Origin of the sequence: Segetibacter aerophilus (assembly GCF_007991655.1) — a bacterium.
Lineage (GTDB): Bacteria > Bacteroidota > Bacteroidia > Chitinophagales > Chitinophagaceae > Segetibacter > Segetibacter aerophilus.
Genome location: NZ_BJYT01000006.1, coordinates 180,699 through 196,513, shown reverse-complemented (window position 1 = coordinate 196,513; position 15,815 = coordinate 180,699). Strand labels below are relative to the sequence as shown.

Below are 15,815 nucleotides of genomic sequence, written 5' to 3'. Positions count from 1 at the left end.
GAAACCGAAGTACAAATCTTAAAAAAACATTAATGGAAATAACCCTAAAAGAGGCGCAACAGAAAGTTGATGATTGGATAAAAACAGTCGGTGTTCGCTACTTTAATGAACTAACCAACCTTGGAATTCTGATGGAAGAAGTGGGCGAGTTAAGCCGGTTAATGGTTAGAACATACGGGGAGCAGTCATTTAAGGATTCAGATAAAGACCGCGAATTAGGGGATGAGATGGCAGATGTGTTATGGGTTTTGATATGTCTTGCAAACCAGACAGGGGTAGACTTAACTGCTGCCCTTAAAAAAAACATGGAGAAAAAGACGTCCCGGGATTTGAAGCGTCACCAGGATAATAAAAAACTTAATTAGCAGGAGTAATAATTGTCTCAGAAAGGGAATAAGCTTAAAATGGTACTTATTGTGCAACCAAATATCCACGGCCAACATCTTTAAAGAAGAATACGAATTATTACAAACAAACACAATAGAGTATGTTTTCCCCCTTATTAAATATTGTAATGCAATACGCAGGTTCAGTGGTGGCCGGTATCGCTGTAGGGCTTATTTGCAAAGCCTATTTTGCGGCTCAGATGCAAAGTAAAATACGGGGTTATCAAAGTGACATCGTAAAAAGTCACTCAAGAATTCTTGAACTAGACGCAAGAAACGACAAGTTGGAAAAGCGAATTAAAGAACTCGAAGGCACCTTTGTTAAAGACAGGCTTTTTATGAATTAATAAAATTGTACTGTAAAAACGAACTTAAAGATCTCTCTGATCTTTCAATTATTCAACCTGCCACTTCTTCAGCACCCGCCTGATCCCTGCTTATTTCCGACACTTTCTCAAAAGCATTTTACTGTATTTTCTGTAGGTTTGCCGCATTATGACGACAAACGAAAATAAATTTCAAGAGATTATTTCTCACGCTAAAGAATATGGTTTTGTTTTTCCTAGCAGCGAAATTTATGATGGACTGAGTGCCGTGTATGATTACGGCCCGTACGGTAGTGAACTCAAAAAAAATATTCGAGACTATTGGTGGAAATCGATGACTCAGTTAAATGAGAACATTGTAGGTATTGATGCCGCCATTTTTATGCACCCTACTACCTGGAAGGCAAGTGGACACGTCGATAATTTTAGCGACCCCATGATTGACAACCGCGATAGCAATAAGCGCTACAGGGTCGATCACTTGATAGAAGGACTTGCAGATAAATTGGAAGATGAAGGCAAAAACCAGGAAGCTGAAGCCTTGATTTCGGAGATGGATCGTTTGCTTGCAGCTGAAGATTATGCAGGTTTAAAAGAATTAATCGCAACTAATAATATTGTATGCTCTATCAGCGGAACTGGCAATTGGACAGACATTCGTCAATTCAACCTCATGTTTTCTACCCAGCTTGGAAGTGTTGCCGAAGACGCTGATACCATTTATCTCCGCCCTGAAACTGCACAAGGTATTTTTGTCAATTTCCTTAATGTTCAAAAAACTTCAAGAATGAGAATACCGTTTGGTATTGCTCAAACGGGTAAAGCTTTCAGAAACGAAATTGTTGCCCGGCAATTTATTTTTAGAATGCGCGAGTTTGAACAAATGGAAATGCAGTTTTTCGTTCGTCCGGGCACTGAAGGTGAATGGTACCGCTACTGGAAAGAAGCGAGATTACAATGGCATTTAAGTTTGGGTATTTCTGCAGACAAGTATCGTTATCACGATCACGTGAAGCTTGCCCATTATGCAAAAGAAGCGTGCGATATAGAATTCGAATTCCCAATTGGTTTTAAAGAAGTTGAGGGAATACACTCTCGCAGCGATTTTGATCTGACTCAGCATCAATTATTCAGTAAAAAGAAGATGCAGTATTTTGATAATGATGTTGACCCTGCTACCGGCAAGCCTTATGGCAACTACATTCCCTACGTAGTTGAGACATCCATCGGACTAGACAGAATGTTTTTACTTATACTAAGTGAAAGCTATGAGGTAGAGACGCTAACCAAAGATGATGGCAGTACTGACAACCGTGTTGTTATGCATATTCCTGCAAAAATTGCCCCTGTTAAATTAGCTGTTTTGCCATTGGTTAAAAAAGATGGTTTGCCTGAAATTGCAAGAGAATTAATGAATGATTGCAAGCCTCACTTTCGATGTTTTTACGAGGAAAAAGACGCTATCGGTAAAAGATACCGCCGTCAAGATGCTATCGGTACGCCTTTCTGTGTAACGATCGATCACCAGACGAAGGAGGATCAAACGGTTACCGTTCGTCATCGTGATAGTATGCTGCAAGAACGAATTTCTTTAAAAGACGTTAAGGAAATGGTTCTAAAAAACCTCTTATAAAAATGTCTATAAAATAAAAAAACCAAAGCCCATTGCTTTGGTTTTTTTATTTTAATTACAGCCTTTGTTTCTTATGCATTAATGTTGGTTCTGATCCTGTTTTCTTTAAATGGAAGTTTCTGTAGCCCATCTTTACCCGCACAAACACTCCTGGTTATAAATCTTAAAAATTTTTTTAATGGCTTTCTGCCAACTTCTGTTCACTAAACAACTGCGAAGAACGTCTCCTCTTTTTCTTTCTTTTCGAGCTACCCCTTTTTGTTTCTGTTGATATAAACAGGTTTACAATCGCTAACCCCAGGTACCCCACTCCAACCATCGTCATTAGGTAATAGAAAACTTCATGTGCCCTATTTTTGTAGTTATATGCTGCATATATAATAGTAACTGCTTCCAAAAAATTAATAGCAACATCACCTCTTATAAATTTTTCTCCTATCCATTTATGTGCACCGGAAACGATCAGAAACAAAATAGCCAACGCCAGGTAGTACGAGGCAGACTCGAAATTGGCTTTTTCGAAAGCCTCAAATCCATAACCGATGGTGATGCTGCCGGCTACCAGGTGCACCAGTTGTTGTAGTTTTTCTCTTTTCATAAAACCCTCATAATTTCGTTCTAACCGTATAACTCCAGATGAATATCTTTTTTATCGTAACCTAGTGCAAGTATTCTTTCTTTGGCTTCATCTATCATATTCTTCCATCCGCACAAATAGAAGTAGGCATTCGGTTTATTCTTAGAAACAATTTCTTCATAAACTGAGTGTACATAACCCTTCCGTATAGAACTATTTTCTTCGGCTTCTCTGGAAAAGGTTGGCAAATAAACATATCCTTCAATGTCGTTTTGTAGCTCCCTTAATTCTTCATAATACAAACAATCCTTAAAGAGGCGGGTGCCAAAAATGAGATAAACGTTTTTATGCGGGATTTTATTTCGTTTGATATTATGAAGCATACTTCTGTACGGTGCCACGCCAGTACCGGTGCAGATAAGAAACAAATCTCGATCAATAGTTTGAGGTAAAACAAAGACGCCCTGTGGACCTCTTAAAAGTAATTCAGAACCTTCCTTTACTTCGTTGAATATGTAAGTAGTTCCGGCCCCTCCTTCCAAAAATACAATTACCAGTTCTATTACATTGGTTCCATCAGGAGAAGAAGCTATTGAATAGCTGCGCCATCTTTTATTCTTCTTTTCATGGATGGGCAGGTCAAGCGTTACAAATTGTCCGGGGATAAAATTGAAAGACTCTACTTCAGGAATTTGTATCCAAAAACGACGGGTTAAAGGGGTTTCCTCTTTTATCTGAACTACAATTCCTGTCCGCCAGGGCTCGAGCATAATTTTTTTTACAAAATACAAAATATGCTGCTATAAACATTCGAAGCACTATTTCAGCCGACAAAGAATGGTCACAAGTTGTAGCTAGGTGTCGATCAATCTTAACAATAACTCGTAGACTAATTCTCAACCCCAGTGTCTATCTTTGCGAACCTTAATAAATAACAACCGTTATACTATTAAGGTATCGTAGAGCGAATGAACCTGCAGCATTTAACAGATAAATTTCAAAGTAACCCCCGCCTTTTTCAAATTGCGGACAGGATTACTTCGTCCCAACCTAACCATCTTTATCTTAAAAATCTTCATGGCAGCAGTCCTGAGTTTACTGTTGCGGCGATTTTTAACCATGCATCAACAGAAGGCTTAAATCACCTTGTGATTTTAAATGATGCTGAAGAAGCTGCTTACTTTCACAACACTTTAGAAAGTCTTACCAACGCTTTAGACCTTTTTTATTTTCCCTCCTCATTTAAAAACAGGAAGAATTTTAAACTGCTCAATAGCAGCCACGTTATGCTTCGTGCAGAGGCATTGATGCGACTTTCAAATGGAGGAAATAAAAAACTGATCATAACACATCCTGAAGCATTGTTTGAAAAAGTTGTACTTCCTAAAACACTTTCGGGCAATATTATTCAGCTTAAAACAAACGATACAATCAACCTTGACGGGTTGATGGAGTTGTTTGTGATGTACGGTTTTGAACGTACAGATTTTGTATACGAGCCAGGGCAGTTTGCGCTTCGCGGCGGCATTCTCGACATTTACTCCTTCGGTAATGAAAAGCCTTATCGTGTTGAATTGTTTGGGAACGATGTTGATAGCATTCGCATCTTCGATCCTGAAACCCAGTTGAGTGAAAGGAAGCTGATGCAGGTGAGTATTATTCCAAACGTAGATACTCAATTCGACACTGGTGACAAGGTTTCGCTGTTAGAATTTCTTCCTGAGAACACCGTTGTTTGGATCCAGGATTGGCAGTTTGCTAAAGAGCGAATTCTAACGCAGGAAGAAGACCTTGATTTTTTTCTTCAGCTACAAAAAGATACCCAGGGTAAAAAGCAGCAGGTCGAAGAGGATGATGACAGCAAAGTCTTAAAAGATGTAAAACATGCAGATTTTGTAAGAGCGGATGTGATAGAGCGTCAACTTGCATCAAGGCATATTATAGAGTTTGACCGAGGTAATTATTTTAAAGGGTTAGAGATTGACTTTAATACAAAAGAGCAACCTTCTTTTAACAGGCAGTTTGATCTGCTTATAAAAGATTTGAAGCAATGGGAAAGCAAGGGCTTTGAGTTGTTCATTTTTGCTGACAACCCGAAACAACTTGAAAGGCTTCACAGTATTTTCGAAGACCTTAAAGCAGAGATAACTTTTACTCCGCTTGCAAATAATATACATCGTGGTTTTATCGACGAAGACCTGAAAGTGGTTTGCTATACCGATCACCAGGTATTTCAACGATATCACAAATACAAGGTAAAACAGGCTTATAATAAGAATAAGGCCCTTACGCTTCGTACACTTCGCGAGTTACAGCCGGGAGATTATGTAACGCACATTGATCACGGCGTTGGCACTTATAGCGGTTTACAAAAAATTGAAGTAAATGGTCGATTGCAGGAAGCTGTTAGGATCATTTACAAAGACAATGATATCCTCTATGTAAACATCAACTCGCTCCATAAAATAAGTAAGTACACAGGTAAGGAAGGCAGCATACCGAAGGTTAATAAAATCGGGAGCGATGCATGGCAAAAGCTCAAGGAAAAAACCAAGACCAAGGTTAAGGAAATTGCTTTCGACCTCATTCAACTGTATGCTGAAAGAAAAGCTCAACAGGGTTTTCAATTTAGTCCTGACAATTATATGCAGACCGAACTGGAAGCTTCATTTATTTATGAGGACACACCTGATCAAAGCAAGGCCACCGCAGATGTAAAAAAAGACATGGAAAGCCTGGCACCAATGGATCGCCTAGTGTGCGGAGATGTTGGTTTTGGTAAAACCGAGGTGGCTATTCGTGCGGCATTTAAAGCTGTGGTTGATGGCAAGCAGGCAGCCATACTTGTTCCTACAACTATTCTTGCGTTTCAACACTATAAAACTTTCCAGGATCGCTTGAAGGACTTTCCCGTAACTGTCGATTTTGTAAATCGCTTCAAATCTTCTAAAGAGAAAAAAGAAACCCTACAAAGATTACAGGAAGGCAAGGTTGACATCATTATAGGCACACATTCTATTTTAGGCAAAGAAGTAAAGTTCAAGGATCTTGGATTAATGGTAATTGACGAAGAGCAAAAGTTTGGCGTAGGTGCGAAGGAGAAATTGAAGACTCTAAAAACAAACGTCGACTGCTTAACCTTAACGGCAACTCCAATTCCCCGAACACTACAGTTTAGCCTGATGGGGGCTAGAGATCTTAGCATTATTAACACTCCACCGCCCAATCGTCAGCCTATTCAAACAGAAGTTCTTGTCTTCAATGAAGACGCTATTCGTGACTCTATCTATTATGAAACCGAAAGAGGCGGTCAGGTTTTCTTCATTCATAACCGGGTTCATGGTCTGCATGAAATGGCTGGTTTAATACAAGGGCTTTGTCCTGATTTAAGTATCGGTTATGCTCACGGGCAGTTGGAAGGTCATGAACTTGAAGAGCGAATCTTAGATTTCATTGATAAGAAATATGACGTGCTGGTTTGTACTAACATCGTAGAAAGTGGCGTTGATATTCCGAACGTAAATACGATCATGATCAATAATGCCCATCACTTTGGTTTGAGTGATTTGCACCAGTTACGTGGTCGCGTAGGTCGTGGAAACAAAAAAGCTTTTTGTTATTTGCTTGCTCCGCCTATGAGCACTTTGCCAAATGATAGCCGTAAACGGTTACAAACGTTAGAGCAGCACAGCGAGTTGGGAAGCGGTTTCCAAATCGCTATGCGTGACCTTGATATTCGAGGTGCAGGAAACATGCTGGGAGGTGAACAAACTGGTTTTATGGCGGAAATCGGTTTCGAAATGTACCAGAAGATTTTAAACGAAGCCATTAGCGAACTAAAACGGAGCAAGTTTAAGGAACTGTTCAAAGAAGAAATTCAAAAACAAGACGATTTCGTTTCAGATTGTACGATTGATACTGATCTTGAAATCTTAATACCTGACCGTTATGTTGATAGCATTACCGAACGGCTCTCTTTATATACGCGTTTAGATAATTGTGAAACCGACAAAGAACTCGAAGATTTTAAAACCGAAATGTTAGACCGGTTTGGTCCGATACCTCAACCTGTTGACGATTTGTTTACCACCGTTCGTTGTCGTAGAATGGGTGTTGATCTAGGCTTCGAAAAAATGACTTTAAAAGACGATACCCTAAGATGTTACTTCATTAATCGCCCCGACTCCCCTTACTTTGAGTCAGAGACTTTTAAAAATGTTTTGGCTTTTCTACAAACAGGTACAAATAAAGCCAAACTAAAGCAGGCAGGTAAAATGTTCTTACTAGTTGTCGACGCCGTTAAGAACATGGAAGAAATGCATCGTTTCTTAAAGCGTATGCATAAAGAGGTGATAAAGTCTGAAGAAGCTGTAGAAGTGTAATTTTTGTTTCCGGCGTTATTGCTACTATCAAACTTTCTTGCGTCGCACTCTTGTACTTCTAATCGTATTTCCCCGTTTTCAAATTGTCTATAAAAAAGCGTCAAACTAAGGTTCGCTTTATTTTACCCGTCATCACTTTTCCGCTATGAATTGTAAGAACTATTGATTTATTTTAAAAGATAAAAATTTAGAAACATGCAAAGCAATTCTTACGTTCAAGATGAGTATCAGCCGAATTATACTCCAACAAGTGATGAAAAAACACTCGCTATATTATCTCATGTTCTGACACTTGTAGCACCAATTCTTGCTCCCTTGATTATTTACCTTGTGAAGAAAGACGAATCAAAATACGTAGCGTACCACGCAAAAGAGTCTCTCAATTTTCAAATAACCCTGATGATAGCTATTATTGGTCTCCTTATCACCGTCATCGGCATTTTGTTTATTTGGATTATAGCCATCGCCGCCTTTGTGTTGGTTATCGTAGCTACTATCCGCGCCAGCGAAGGAACGCTTTATAAGTATCCTTTTACTTTAAGGCTAATCAAGTAGTTTTTGGGAAAACACTATTTACGTAAAGTTTACACACAAGAGATAACACGAAAAAGGCCGGTAAAAACCGGCCTTTCTTTTTTTCAATTCTTTTCCATAAAAACCTCAAATTATTTTGACCTTGCAAACGGAATGTTATAAGCAAGTCTCAAACCTAAAAATTTTGCACTAACATCACTATTTGTTGCACCAGTTATAGACGTACCTTTTCTTGATGCCATTGCTTCATAACGCACTGCAATATCGACCGCTTTGCTAATCAAAAAACCTATGTTTCCTGCATAAGTAAATACACCCGCACCTTCAAGTTTCGAAATTTTCGTTTGGGTGAAACCTACTTGAGGTTCAAAATACAATCCTCCTGGTGTGTGAACCTGCAACCCCGCCTTAAAAGGAATAGCAGTAAATGTACCTCTATCAGGATCCAGTTCCCTCAACTTAGAAGATCCAAAAGCTATGTATCCTGCAGAAACAGTAAAATCTAATACTGTTGCTACCGGAATTGCCAACTTAGCACTTCCACCGCCACCGAACTTGTACCGGCTGTCGTTGTGAAATGATCCAATTGGTAAAGCCGCTTCTGCACCTATACTTAATTGTAATCCTCTTGCTGCCGGAGTCTCTTGGGCAAATGTATTTGCAGCCCCAACAAATGATAACGCTACGAGTAAAAATTTCATTCTTTTCATAATCTTTCTGTTTTTCTGTTATAGAAAAGGGTAATTAAAGAACCGTGCCAAAAGGGATATCAATATTGTGTAATTATACAAAACAGCTTGGCCACTAAGGTTAAACAAGTATGACAAATACCTAATACAACGAAAAAGTTGTAGAAAATAATGGATGAAGAGGCCTCTGAAGCATCACGGATTTTAAAATAACTACAATTAGAACTGAGGAAACTTGTATTGTGGAAAAAGTTTCCCTAGTTTTGCAATCTCTATTATGGAAGCAAGAGAAAGAATATTAGTTAAGGCCCATGAGCTCTTCAACCGTTTCGGTTTTCGCAGGGTTACGATGGATGAGATTGCTCTAAAAACCGGGATGAGTAAAAAAACAATTTACCAGTCATTCGAGAACAAGGACGAGATAGTAAATGCTGTTGTTGAAGAACATATCAACCGGAGTTGCGGAATATGCGAGGCTCATTGTGCAAATGCAGAAAACGCTGTCCATGAAATCTTTTTAAACATTGAAACTATCCAGGAGTTGGTTGGAGAAATGAACCCAACCGTTTTTGAGGACCTCGAAAAATTTTTCCCGGCGGTGTTTATAAAATTATATCAACATAAGAATGAGTACCTGGCAAAAAAGGTTAAAGACAACCTGCTTACAGGTATTAAAGAGGGCTTTTACAGGAAAGAGCTGAATATTGATATCATTACTAAAGTAAGAATAGAAAATGTTTTTCTGCCTTTTAGACAAGACATTTTTCCTTTTGGAAAATTTAGTATGGTAGAAGTTCAGAAGGAAATATTGGAGCATTACCTCTACGGCTTGTGTACGCCGGAAGGGCAGAAACTAATTAAGAAATACGAAAAATTAAGAACTAAAACTAATTGATATGAGTAAACAGACTTTAGTGAAACTAATGTTTACCTTTTTGTTGTTACTGTGTCTCAGCAATGCTTTTTCTCAGAAGCGCTATGACTTGTCAGTGAAAGAGGCTGTAGAACTAGCATTCAAAAATGTAACAGAAGTAAAAAATGCAGAGCTGGACTATGAGATTCAAAATGCACAAAACAAAGAAATAACAGGGCAGGCACTTCCACAAGTATCAGGCGCAGGATCTATCAACCGCTATATAAAGTTGCCGCAAGTTCTTTTTCCGTCGTCAGAAGAAGGCATCTATAAAGTTTTAAAAGAAAATGGATTGGTTGCTCCTACAACAAAAGCTCCACCTCCCACCTTCACGTCCTTTAGCTTTCAACAACCCTGGAACACGAGTATAGGTGCCAGCCTATCACAATTGCTTTTTCAACCGGATGTGTTTGTAGGCTTAAAGGCAAGAAAAACTGCATTAAACCTATCACAGGCGAATTTGGAATTAGTAAAAGAAAGAGTAAAAGACTCTGCTTATAGAAGGTATTACGCAATACTGATTGCGCAAAAGCAATCAGACTTTTTAAGAGGCGGAATTGAGCGGCTTCAGAAGTTGTATCACGACGACTCTATCATGTTTGTAAACGGGTTTGCAGAGAGGCTAGACCTGGATAAAGTACAGGTACAATTAACCAACCTTCAAACATCACAGAGTGTTTTAGATAATTCAATAAAGCTTGCTTATGCTGCACTTAAATATTCAATTGGTATCAGCCAAAATGATACGGTTGTTTTAAGAGAAGGACTGACAAATGAGGACATTAAGCGTAACGCACTAGACGCTCAATTCAAATATGAAGACAGAAAAGAGATCCAGGCGATAGGTTATTCAAGGCGATTGCAGGAGCTGGACGTTAAAAGGTATAAGATGGGCTATTTACCAACCCTGTCTGCCATTGGCGGTTATACCATCTCAGGTATGGGGCAGCAATTTATTACCAACAATAATTTCATTTGGTTTAAAAGTGCCGTAATAGGTTTAAACCTCAACATCCCCATTTTCGATGGTTTTCAACGGAGGTATAAAGTACAACAGGCGCAGTTCAACCTGCAAAAAGTAGACAATGGTATAGAGAATTTGAAGCAAGTAATTGACTTACAATATACCGCCTCGAAAGAGAGCTTGAAAAATGCGTTGCTAAACTTAGATGCACAACAACGCAACGTGCAGCTTGCCGAAAATGTTTACCAAACAACGAAGAAGAAATTTGAATCGGGCATCGGCTCAAGCTTCGAAGTGCTGCAGGCTGACAACGACTGGCAGACTGCTCAATCTAATTATTTCACAGGTCTGTATAATGCCATCATAGCTAAAATTTCTTACCAATCTGCCTTGGGTAAGCTTGACTAATAAAATTTAAAATCAACATCAAAACATAACTTATGCAATCGCTTATAAAAGCTTCTTTATTATCTGCCATGGTGCTCTTTATGGTTTCGTGCGGTGGAAACAGTAAGAATGCAGAACTTGACAAAAAGAAAGAAACCCTTGAAAAACTTAAAAAGGAGCAGGCTGAAAAAACTGCTGAAGTAAAAAAACTCGAGCTTGAATTAGCAAAGCTTGATACATCCAATTCAAAAGCCGAGAAAGCAAAACTGGTAATATTAGACACTGTAAAAGTTGAAAGCTTTACTCACTATATAGACTTGCAGGGTAAAGTAGATGCGGATAATATTTCTTACATCAGTCCACGTGGCGCGGGCGGACAGGTAAGGGCAGTTTATGTAAAAGAAGGCCAGTTTGTAAAAAAAGGCCAATTGCTTTTGAAGCTGGATGATGAGATTGTTCGACAAAACGTGGTGGCGGCAAGACAAGGAATGGCGGCAACAAGAAATCAACTTGAACTGGCAAAGAGCGTATACCAGCGAACTAAAAATCTATGGGATCAGCACATTGGAACGGAGATGCAATTGCTACAGGCTAAAACAAATGTTGATGTACTGGAGAACCAAATAAAGACACAGCAGGAAAATATAAGAGTTGCCGAAGCACAATTAGCTACAACAAACGTGGTAAGCAATGTCTCGGGCGTGGCAGACGAGGTAAATATCCATGTGGGCGAAATGTTTACAGGCGCTCCAACAGCAGGAATTAAAATTGTAAATACAAGCAATCTTAAAGTCGTTACGGATGTACCGGAGAATTACTTATCAAGGATAAAAAAAGGTACCCCGGTTCTTATTTCAGTTCCTGATATCAATAAAACATATACCTCTAAAATTTCTTTAATCAGCCAATCTATTAGCGCTACTTCAAGAGGTTTTATGGCCGAAGCAAAGGTTCCGCAGGATAAAAATCTGAAGCCAAATCTTACCGCCAGCGTTAGGATCCAGGATTACAGTACACCAAATGCGATAACAATACCTGTGAATACTTTGCAAACCGACGAGCAGGGAAAATTTGTTTTAGTAGCGGTGAAAGAGGGCAATAACATGGTTGCTCGCAAAAGACAAATACAAGTTGGTGAATTGTATGGCGACAGGCTTGAAGTAAAAGGCGGATTACAATCAGGTGATGTTATTGTGACCGAAGGTTTCCAAAGTTTATACGATGGACAAACTGTTACTACAAGAGCTTAAGCCCGGGCAAAAGCTGAGTTGGTTGCCGTGTACAAGAGTGCGACGCAAGGATGTTGAGAGTAGCAAGGCAGCCCGGTACAAGAAAAATACAAGCAGTAAGAATTACATTGATGCAATGCCTTTCAGTAACAGTTATGTTACTATGATCAGGCAGTTTTAAAAAACTATCACTTATGAGTGCATTAGAAAACGTCAAAGACAAGTTTAAGGAATTTGGACCAACGACGTGGTCCATTAAAAATAAAACATCGATATACCTGCTGATCATTTTCGTATCAGCTATTGGGGTTTCGCTTTTTGCTACTTTACCGAAAGAGCAGTTTCCAGATATTGTAATCCCTACTATTTATGTTTCTACCATAAATGTCGGTAACTCGCCAAGAGATATTGAGAACCTCGTAACACAACCCATCGAAAAAGAGATTAAGGGTATTACGGGGGCAAAAATTACCAAGTTAACAAGCACGTCTTTGCAGGATTATTCAGCTGTGATGGTTGAATTTAATACGGACGTAGTGGTAGACGTGGCCCTGCAGAAAGTGAAAGACGCCGTTGACAAAGCAAAGAAAGATTTGCCGACGGATCTTACACAGGAGCCAAATGTGCAAGAGGTAAGTTTCTCTGAATTTCCGATCATGTTTGTAAATATCAGCGGTGATTACGACGTGTTGAAGTTGAGTGAGTTTGCTAATGACATGCAGGAAAAGCTGGAAGAACTGCCTCAAATAACAAGAGTGGATATTGTGGGTGCACCGGAACGGGAGTTCCAGATTAATGTAGACAACTACAAAATGCAGGCCTCTAACATCACGTTTGATGACATTGCAAATGCAGTGGCCCGTGAGAATGTAGACATTTCGGGAGGACTGCTGGAAGTAGGAAATATGAAACGGACACTACAGGTAAAAGGGCAATTTAAGACTGCGCTTGATATCGAAAAGATTATTGTTCGCAATACTTCGAGCGCGCCTATTTACCTAAAAGATATTGCTGAAATAAAAGACGCTGTAAAAGAAAGAGAGAGCTATGCCCGACTGAACGGAAAAAATGTGGTTACGCTTAGCATGATTAAACGTGCGGGCGAAAACTTGATTGAAACGGCTGATGGAGTTAAAAAAACGGTCGAGGAAATGAAGGGCACCACTATCCCGAAAAATTTGAATGTGGTGATTACAGGTGATTTAAGTAAAGCAACCCGAACCTCATTTAAAGACCTGGTCAATTCTATAGTAATCGGCTTTATACTGGTGCTTATTATTCTGATGTTTTTTATGGGGGTAACAAACGCATTCTTTGTGGCTTTATCAGTACCGCTAAGTATGTTCGTAGCGTTCCTGTTTTTGCCTGCGGCGGAGCTTATAACCGGCTCTAGTGTCACGCTGAACTTCATGGTGCTGTTCGCCTTGCTGTTTGGATTAGGGATAATAGTGGATGATGCGATTGTGGTAATCGAAAACACGCACAGGATATTTGTTGAGGGACGAGGTAAATTAACTTCTGCATTTTCTGCACGTATCGCTGCAGGAGAAGTATTCATACCGGTTCTTGCTGGTACATTAACTACGTTGGCTCCATTCTTTCCATTGCTTTTTTGGCCGGGCCTTATCGGAAAATTCATGATCTACCTACCGACGATGTTGATCTTTACGTTGGCAGCTTCGCTGGTAGTAGCATTTATTATGAACCCGGTATTTGCCGTTGATTTTATGAACCACCCTGAAGGGGATAGTAAACCACCGAAGAAGGCAGTATTTAAGAGGCCGATATTCTTAGGCTTGCTTGGGCTTGGAATTTTGCTTGATATTCTAGGTCTGTATTTCGCGGGAAACCTCCTCATCTTGTTTGCATTGCTAATAGTTCTTAATACGTATGTTTTCGACGACCTAATACATAAGTTTCAACACCGCGCGCTTCCATGGATTATGGGTCATTATGAAAACCTGCTACGCTGGGCGCTTGTGGGTTGGCGGCCTGTCCACCTGCTACTAGGAACCGTCGGTTTATTTATTTTATCCATCATCCTATTTGTGGTACGACAAGTTCCGGTCGTGTTCTTTCCGAAAGGCGATCCGAACCAGGTGTACGTATATCTTAAGTTACCCGTTGGTTCAAGTGTAGATTATACAGACTCTATTACCCGTACACTTGAAGCAAAAGTGAACCATGTTTTAGGGAATGAAAATGGCAAGACAAATCCAATTGTAGAAAGTGTTATTTCAAACGTTGCCATTGGCGCTTCTGACCCATCGAGTGGTGACCGCAGTACGAGACCAGAGCTTGGGCGTGTGCAAGTGTCTTTTGTTGAATATGAACAACGTCATGGCGTATCGTCTGCGCCTTACCTCGACTCTATCCGAACTGCGTTAAAAGGTATTCCCGGAGCCACTATTTCGGTTGCACAAGAATCAAGTGGACCTCCAACTGAGTCGCCAATAAACATTGAGGTCTCCAGTGAAAATTTTGACTATTTGACAAAAACTGCCGTAGATCTTAAAAACTACCTGGACAATAAACAGATCCCCGGCGTAGAAGAACTTAAGCTGGATGTAGACCTGACAAACCCTGAAATCAGCCTTTCGATAGATCGGGAGAAAGCAATGATCCAGGGTGTCTCAACAGCACAAATTGGTATGGCGCTTCGTACTGCGTTGTTTGGAAGAGAAGTCTCTAAAATAAAAGAGGGCGAGGATGAATACAAAGTACAGCTTCGAAATAATGAGCTGCAGCGCAAGAGCCTTTCAGACCTTTTGAACATGAGAATTGTATTTCGCGAAATGACAGGTGGAATAAAACAAATTCCAATTAGTTCTTTAGTCAAAGTTGATTATACAAGTACTTATGGTAGCATCAAACGCAAGAACGTTAAGCGTGTGATTACGCTTTATTCAAACGTACTAAGTGGCTACACTCCTACTGTTGTAAATGCAAACATCAGCGCCGCAATTAACGATTTCACTAAAGTAAGCGACGATGTTAGCATTACCCAGACAGGTGAAGGCGCACAACAAGCTGAAACAGGAGCGTTTCTATTTAAAGCCTTAATCATTGCTTTGATGCTGATCTTGTTTGTGCTGGTATTGCAATTTAATTCGGTAAGTAAACCCGTGATCATCTTAACAGAAATCCTGTTTAGTGTCATAGGTGTTATGCTTGGATTTGCAATCACCGGTATGGAAGTTTCGGTGGTAATGACAGGGATTGGTATTGTTGGTCTTGCGGGTATCGTGGTCAAAAATGGTATCCTGGTAATTGAATTTGCAGATGAGCTCCGAAGCCGTGGTTTAAAAACAAGGGAAGCAGTCATACAAGCAGGTAAAACGCGTATCATTCCGGTAATGCTAACCGCTATAGCAGCGATCCTGGCGCTGATACCTTTAGCTATTGGCTTCAACATAGATTTTGTGACGATGTTCTCAGAATTAAATCCACACATTTTCTTTGGTGGTCCAAGCGCTAGTTTCTGGAAACCTTTATCTTGGACAATCATCTTCGGATTGGCTTTCGCCTTCTTTATGACGCTGGTTATTGTTCCTGCCATGTACCTTATTGCTGAGCGATTGAAACGCCCAATGAGAAGGCAATACGGCGGTACATGGATCAGTATGTTAGGCATTCCACCACTAACCTTCTTATTTATTCCACTAATGCTGATTACTATGGTTCGGCATAGAATGGAAGTTAGTCGTCGCTACAAAAGACTGCAGGGAAGAGCCAGCGAAACCTGGATTAGGAGTTGGTTTTAAAACTGATTTATATACCCATAAAAAAGCCGTT

The 15,815-nt window shown here is 39.8% G+C and carries 13 protein-coding genes; 10 read left to right on the top strand and 3 right to left on the bottom strand.

Annotation, left to right across the window (positions count from 1 at the left end; genetic code table 11):
• The first annotated feature begins 32 nt into the window (after positions 1–32).
• The 3 genes from SAE01_RS09655 (at position 33) to SAE01_RS09645 (ending at position 2,345) form a co-directional block, all read left to right on the top strand.
• A complete protein-coding gene (locus SAE01_RS09655; RefSeq protein WP_147203550.1) occupies positions 33–365 on the top strand; it encodes a nucleotide pyrophosphohydrolase in 333 nt (110 codons plus the stop codon).
• A gap of 122 nt (positions 366–487) precedes the next feature.
• Complete coding sequence (locus SAE01_RS09650; RefSeq protein WP_147203549.1) at positions 488–733, top strand: hypothetical protein; 246 nt, start codon at positions 488–490, stop codon at positions 731–733.
• Positions 734–881: 148 nt separating this feature from the next.
• Complete coding sequence (locus SAE01_RS09645) at positions 882–2,345, top strand: glycine--tRNA ligase (protein ID WP_147203548.1); 1,464 nt, start codon at positions 882–884, stop codon at positions 2,343–2,345.
• Positions 2,346–2,520: 175 nt separating this feature from the next.
• Here the strand turns inward: SAE01_RS09645 and SAE01_RS09640 are convergent, their stop codons facing one another.
• Positions 2,521–2,943 carry a hypothetical protein gene (locus tag SAE01_RS09640; protein ID WP_147203547.1) on the bottom strand — a complete coding sequence of 141 codons (423 nt, stop codon included), beginning with the start codon at positions 2,941–2,943 and terminating at the stop codon, positions 2,521–2,523.
• 20 nt (positions 2,944–2,963) lie between these two features.
• Positions 2,964–3,692 carry a ferredoxin--NADP reductase gene (locus tag SAE01_RS09635; protein ID WP_147203546.1) on the bottom strand — a complete coding sequence of 243 codons (729 nt, stop codon included), beginning with the start codon at positions 3,690–3,692 and terminating at the stop codon, positions 2,964–2,966.
• A gap of 198 nt (positions 3,693–3,890) precedes the next feature.
• Between SAE01_RS09635 and mfd the strand changes: the two genes are divergently transcribed.
• The gene (mfd, locus tag SAE01_RS09630; RefSeq protein WP_147203545.1) at positions 3,891–7,304 is read left to right on the top strand and encodes a transcription-repair coupling factor; all 3,414 of its coding nucleotides are present in this window, start codon (positions 3,891–3,893) and stop codon (positions 7,302–7,304) included.
• A gap of 195 nt (positions 7,305–7,499) precedes the next feature.
• Positions 7,500–7,859, top strand: a complete 360-nt coding sequence (locus SAE01_RS09625) for a DUF4870 domain-containing protein (protein WP_147203544.1) — start codon at positions 7,500–7,502, stop codon at positions 7,857–7,859.
• Positions 7,860–7,969: 110 nt separating this feature from the next.
• On the opposite strand, the gene SAE01_RS09620 is transcribed toward SAE01_RS09625, so the two are convergent.
• Positions 7,970–8,548, bottom strand: a complete 579-nt coding sequence (locus SAE01_RS09620) for a hypothetical protein (protein ID WP_147203543.1) — start codon at positions 8,546–8,548, stop codon at positions 7,970–7,972.
• Positions 8,549–8,804: 256 nt separating this feature from the next.
• Here SAE01_RS09620 and SAE01_RS09615 point away from each other — a divergent pair, with 256 nt between their 5' ends.
• Genes SAE01_RS09615 through SAE01_RS09595 form a run of 5 tightly spaced genes read left to right on the top strand, consistent with a single transcriptional unit; the run spans position 8,805 to position 15,784 of the window.
• Positions 8,805–9,422 (top strand): TetR/AcrR family transcriptional regulator, encoded by a 618-nt coding sequence (locus tag SAE01_RS09615; RefSeq protein WP_147203542.1) that lies wholly within the window; start codon positions 8,805–8,807, stop codon positions 9,420–9,422.
• 1 nt (position 9,423) lies between these two features.
• A complete protein-coding gene (locus SAE01_RS09610; RefSeq protein ID WP_147203541.1) occupies positions 9,424–10,812 on the top strand; it encodes a TolC family protein in 1,389 nt (462 codons plus the stop codon).
• 32 nt (positions 10,813–10,844) lie between these two features.
• Positions 10,845–12,041 (top strand): efflux RND transporter periplasmic adaptor subunit, encoded by a 1,197-nt coding sequence (locus SAE01_RS09605; protein ID WP_147203540.1) that lies wholly within the window; start codon positions 10,845–10,847, stop codon positions 12,039–12,041.
• Positions 12,013–12,201 carry a hypothetical protein gene (locus tag SAE01_RS09600; protein WP_147203539.1) on the top strand — a complete coding sequence of 63 codons (189 nt, stop codon included), beginning with the start codon at positions 12,013–12,015 and terminating at the stop codon, positions 12,199–12,201. The genes SAE01_RS09605 and SAE01_RS09600 overlap by 29 nt, the downstream gene beginning before the upstream one ends.
• A 13-nt stretch (positions 12,202–12,214) precedes the next feature.
• Entirely contained in the window at positions 12,215–15,784 is a 3,570-nt protein-coding gene (locus SAE01_RS09595) for an efflux RND transporter permease subunit (RefSeq protein WP_147203538.1), read from the top strand.
• Positions 15,785–15,815 lie beyond the last annotated feature (31 nt).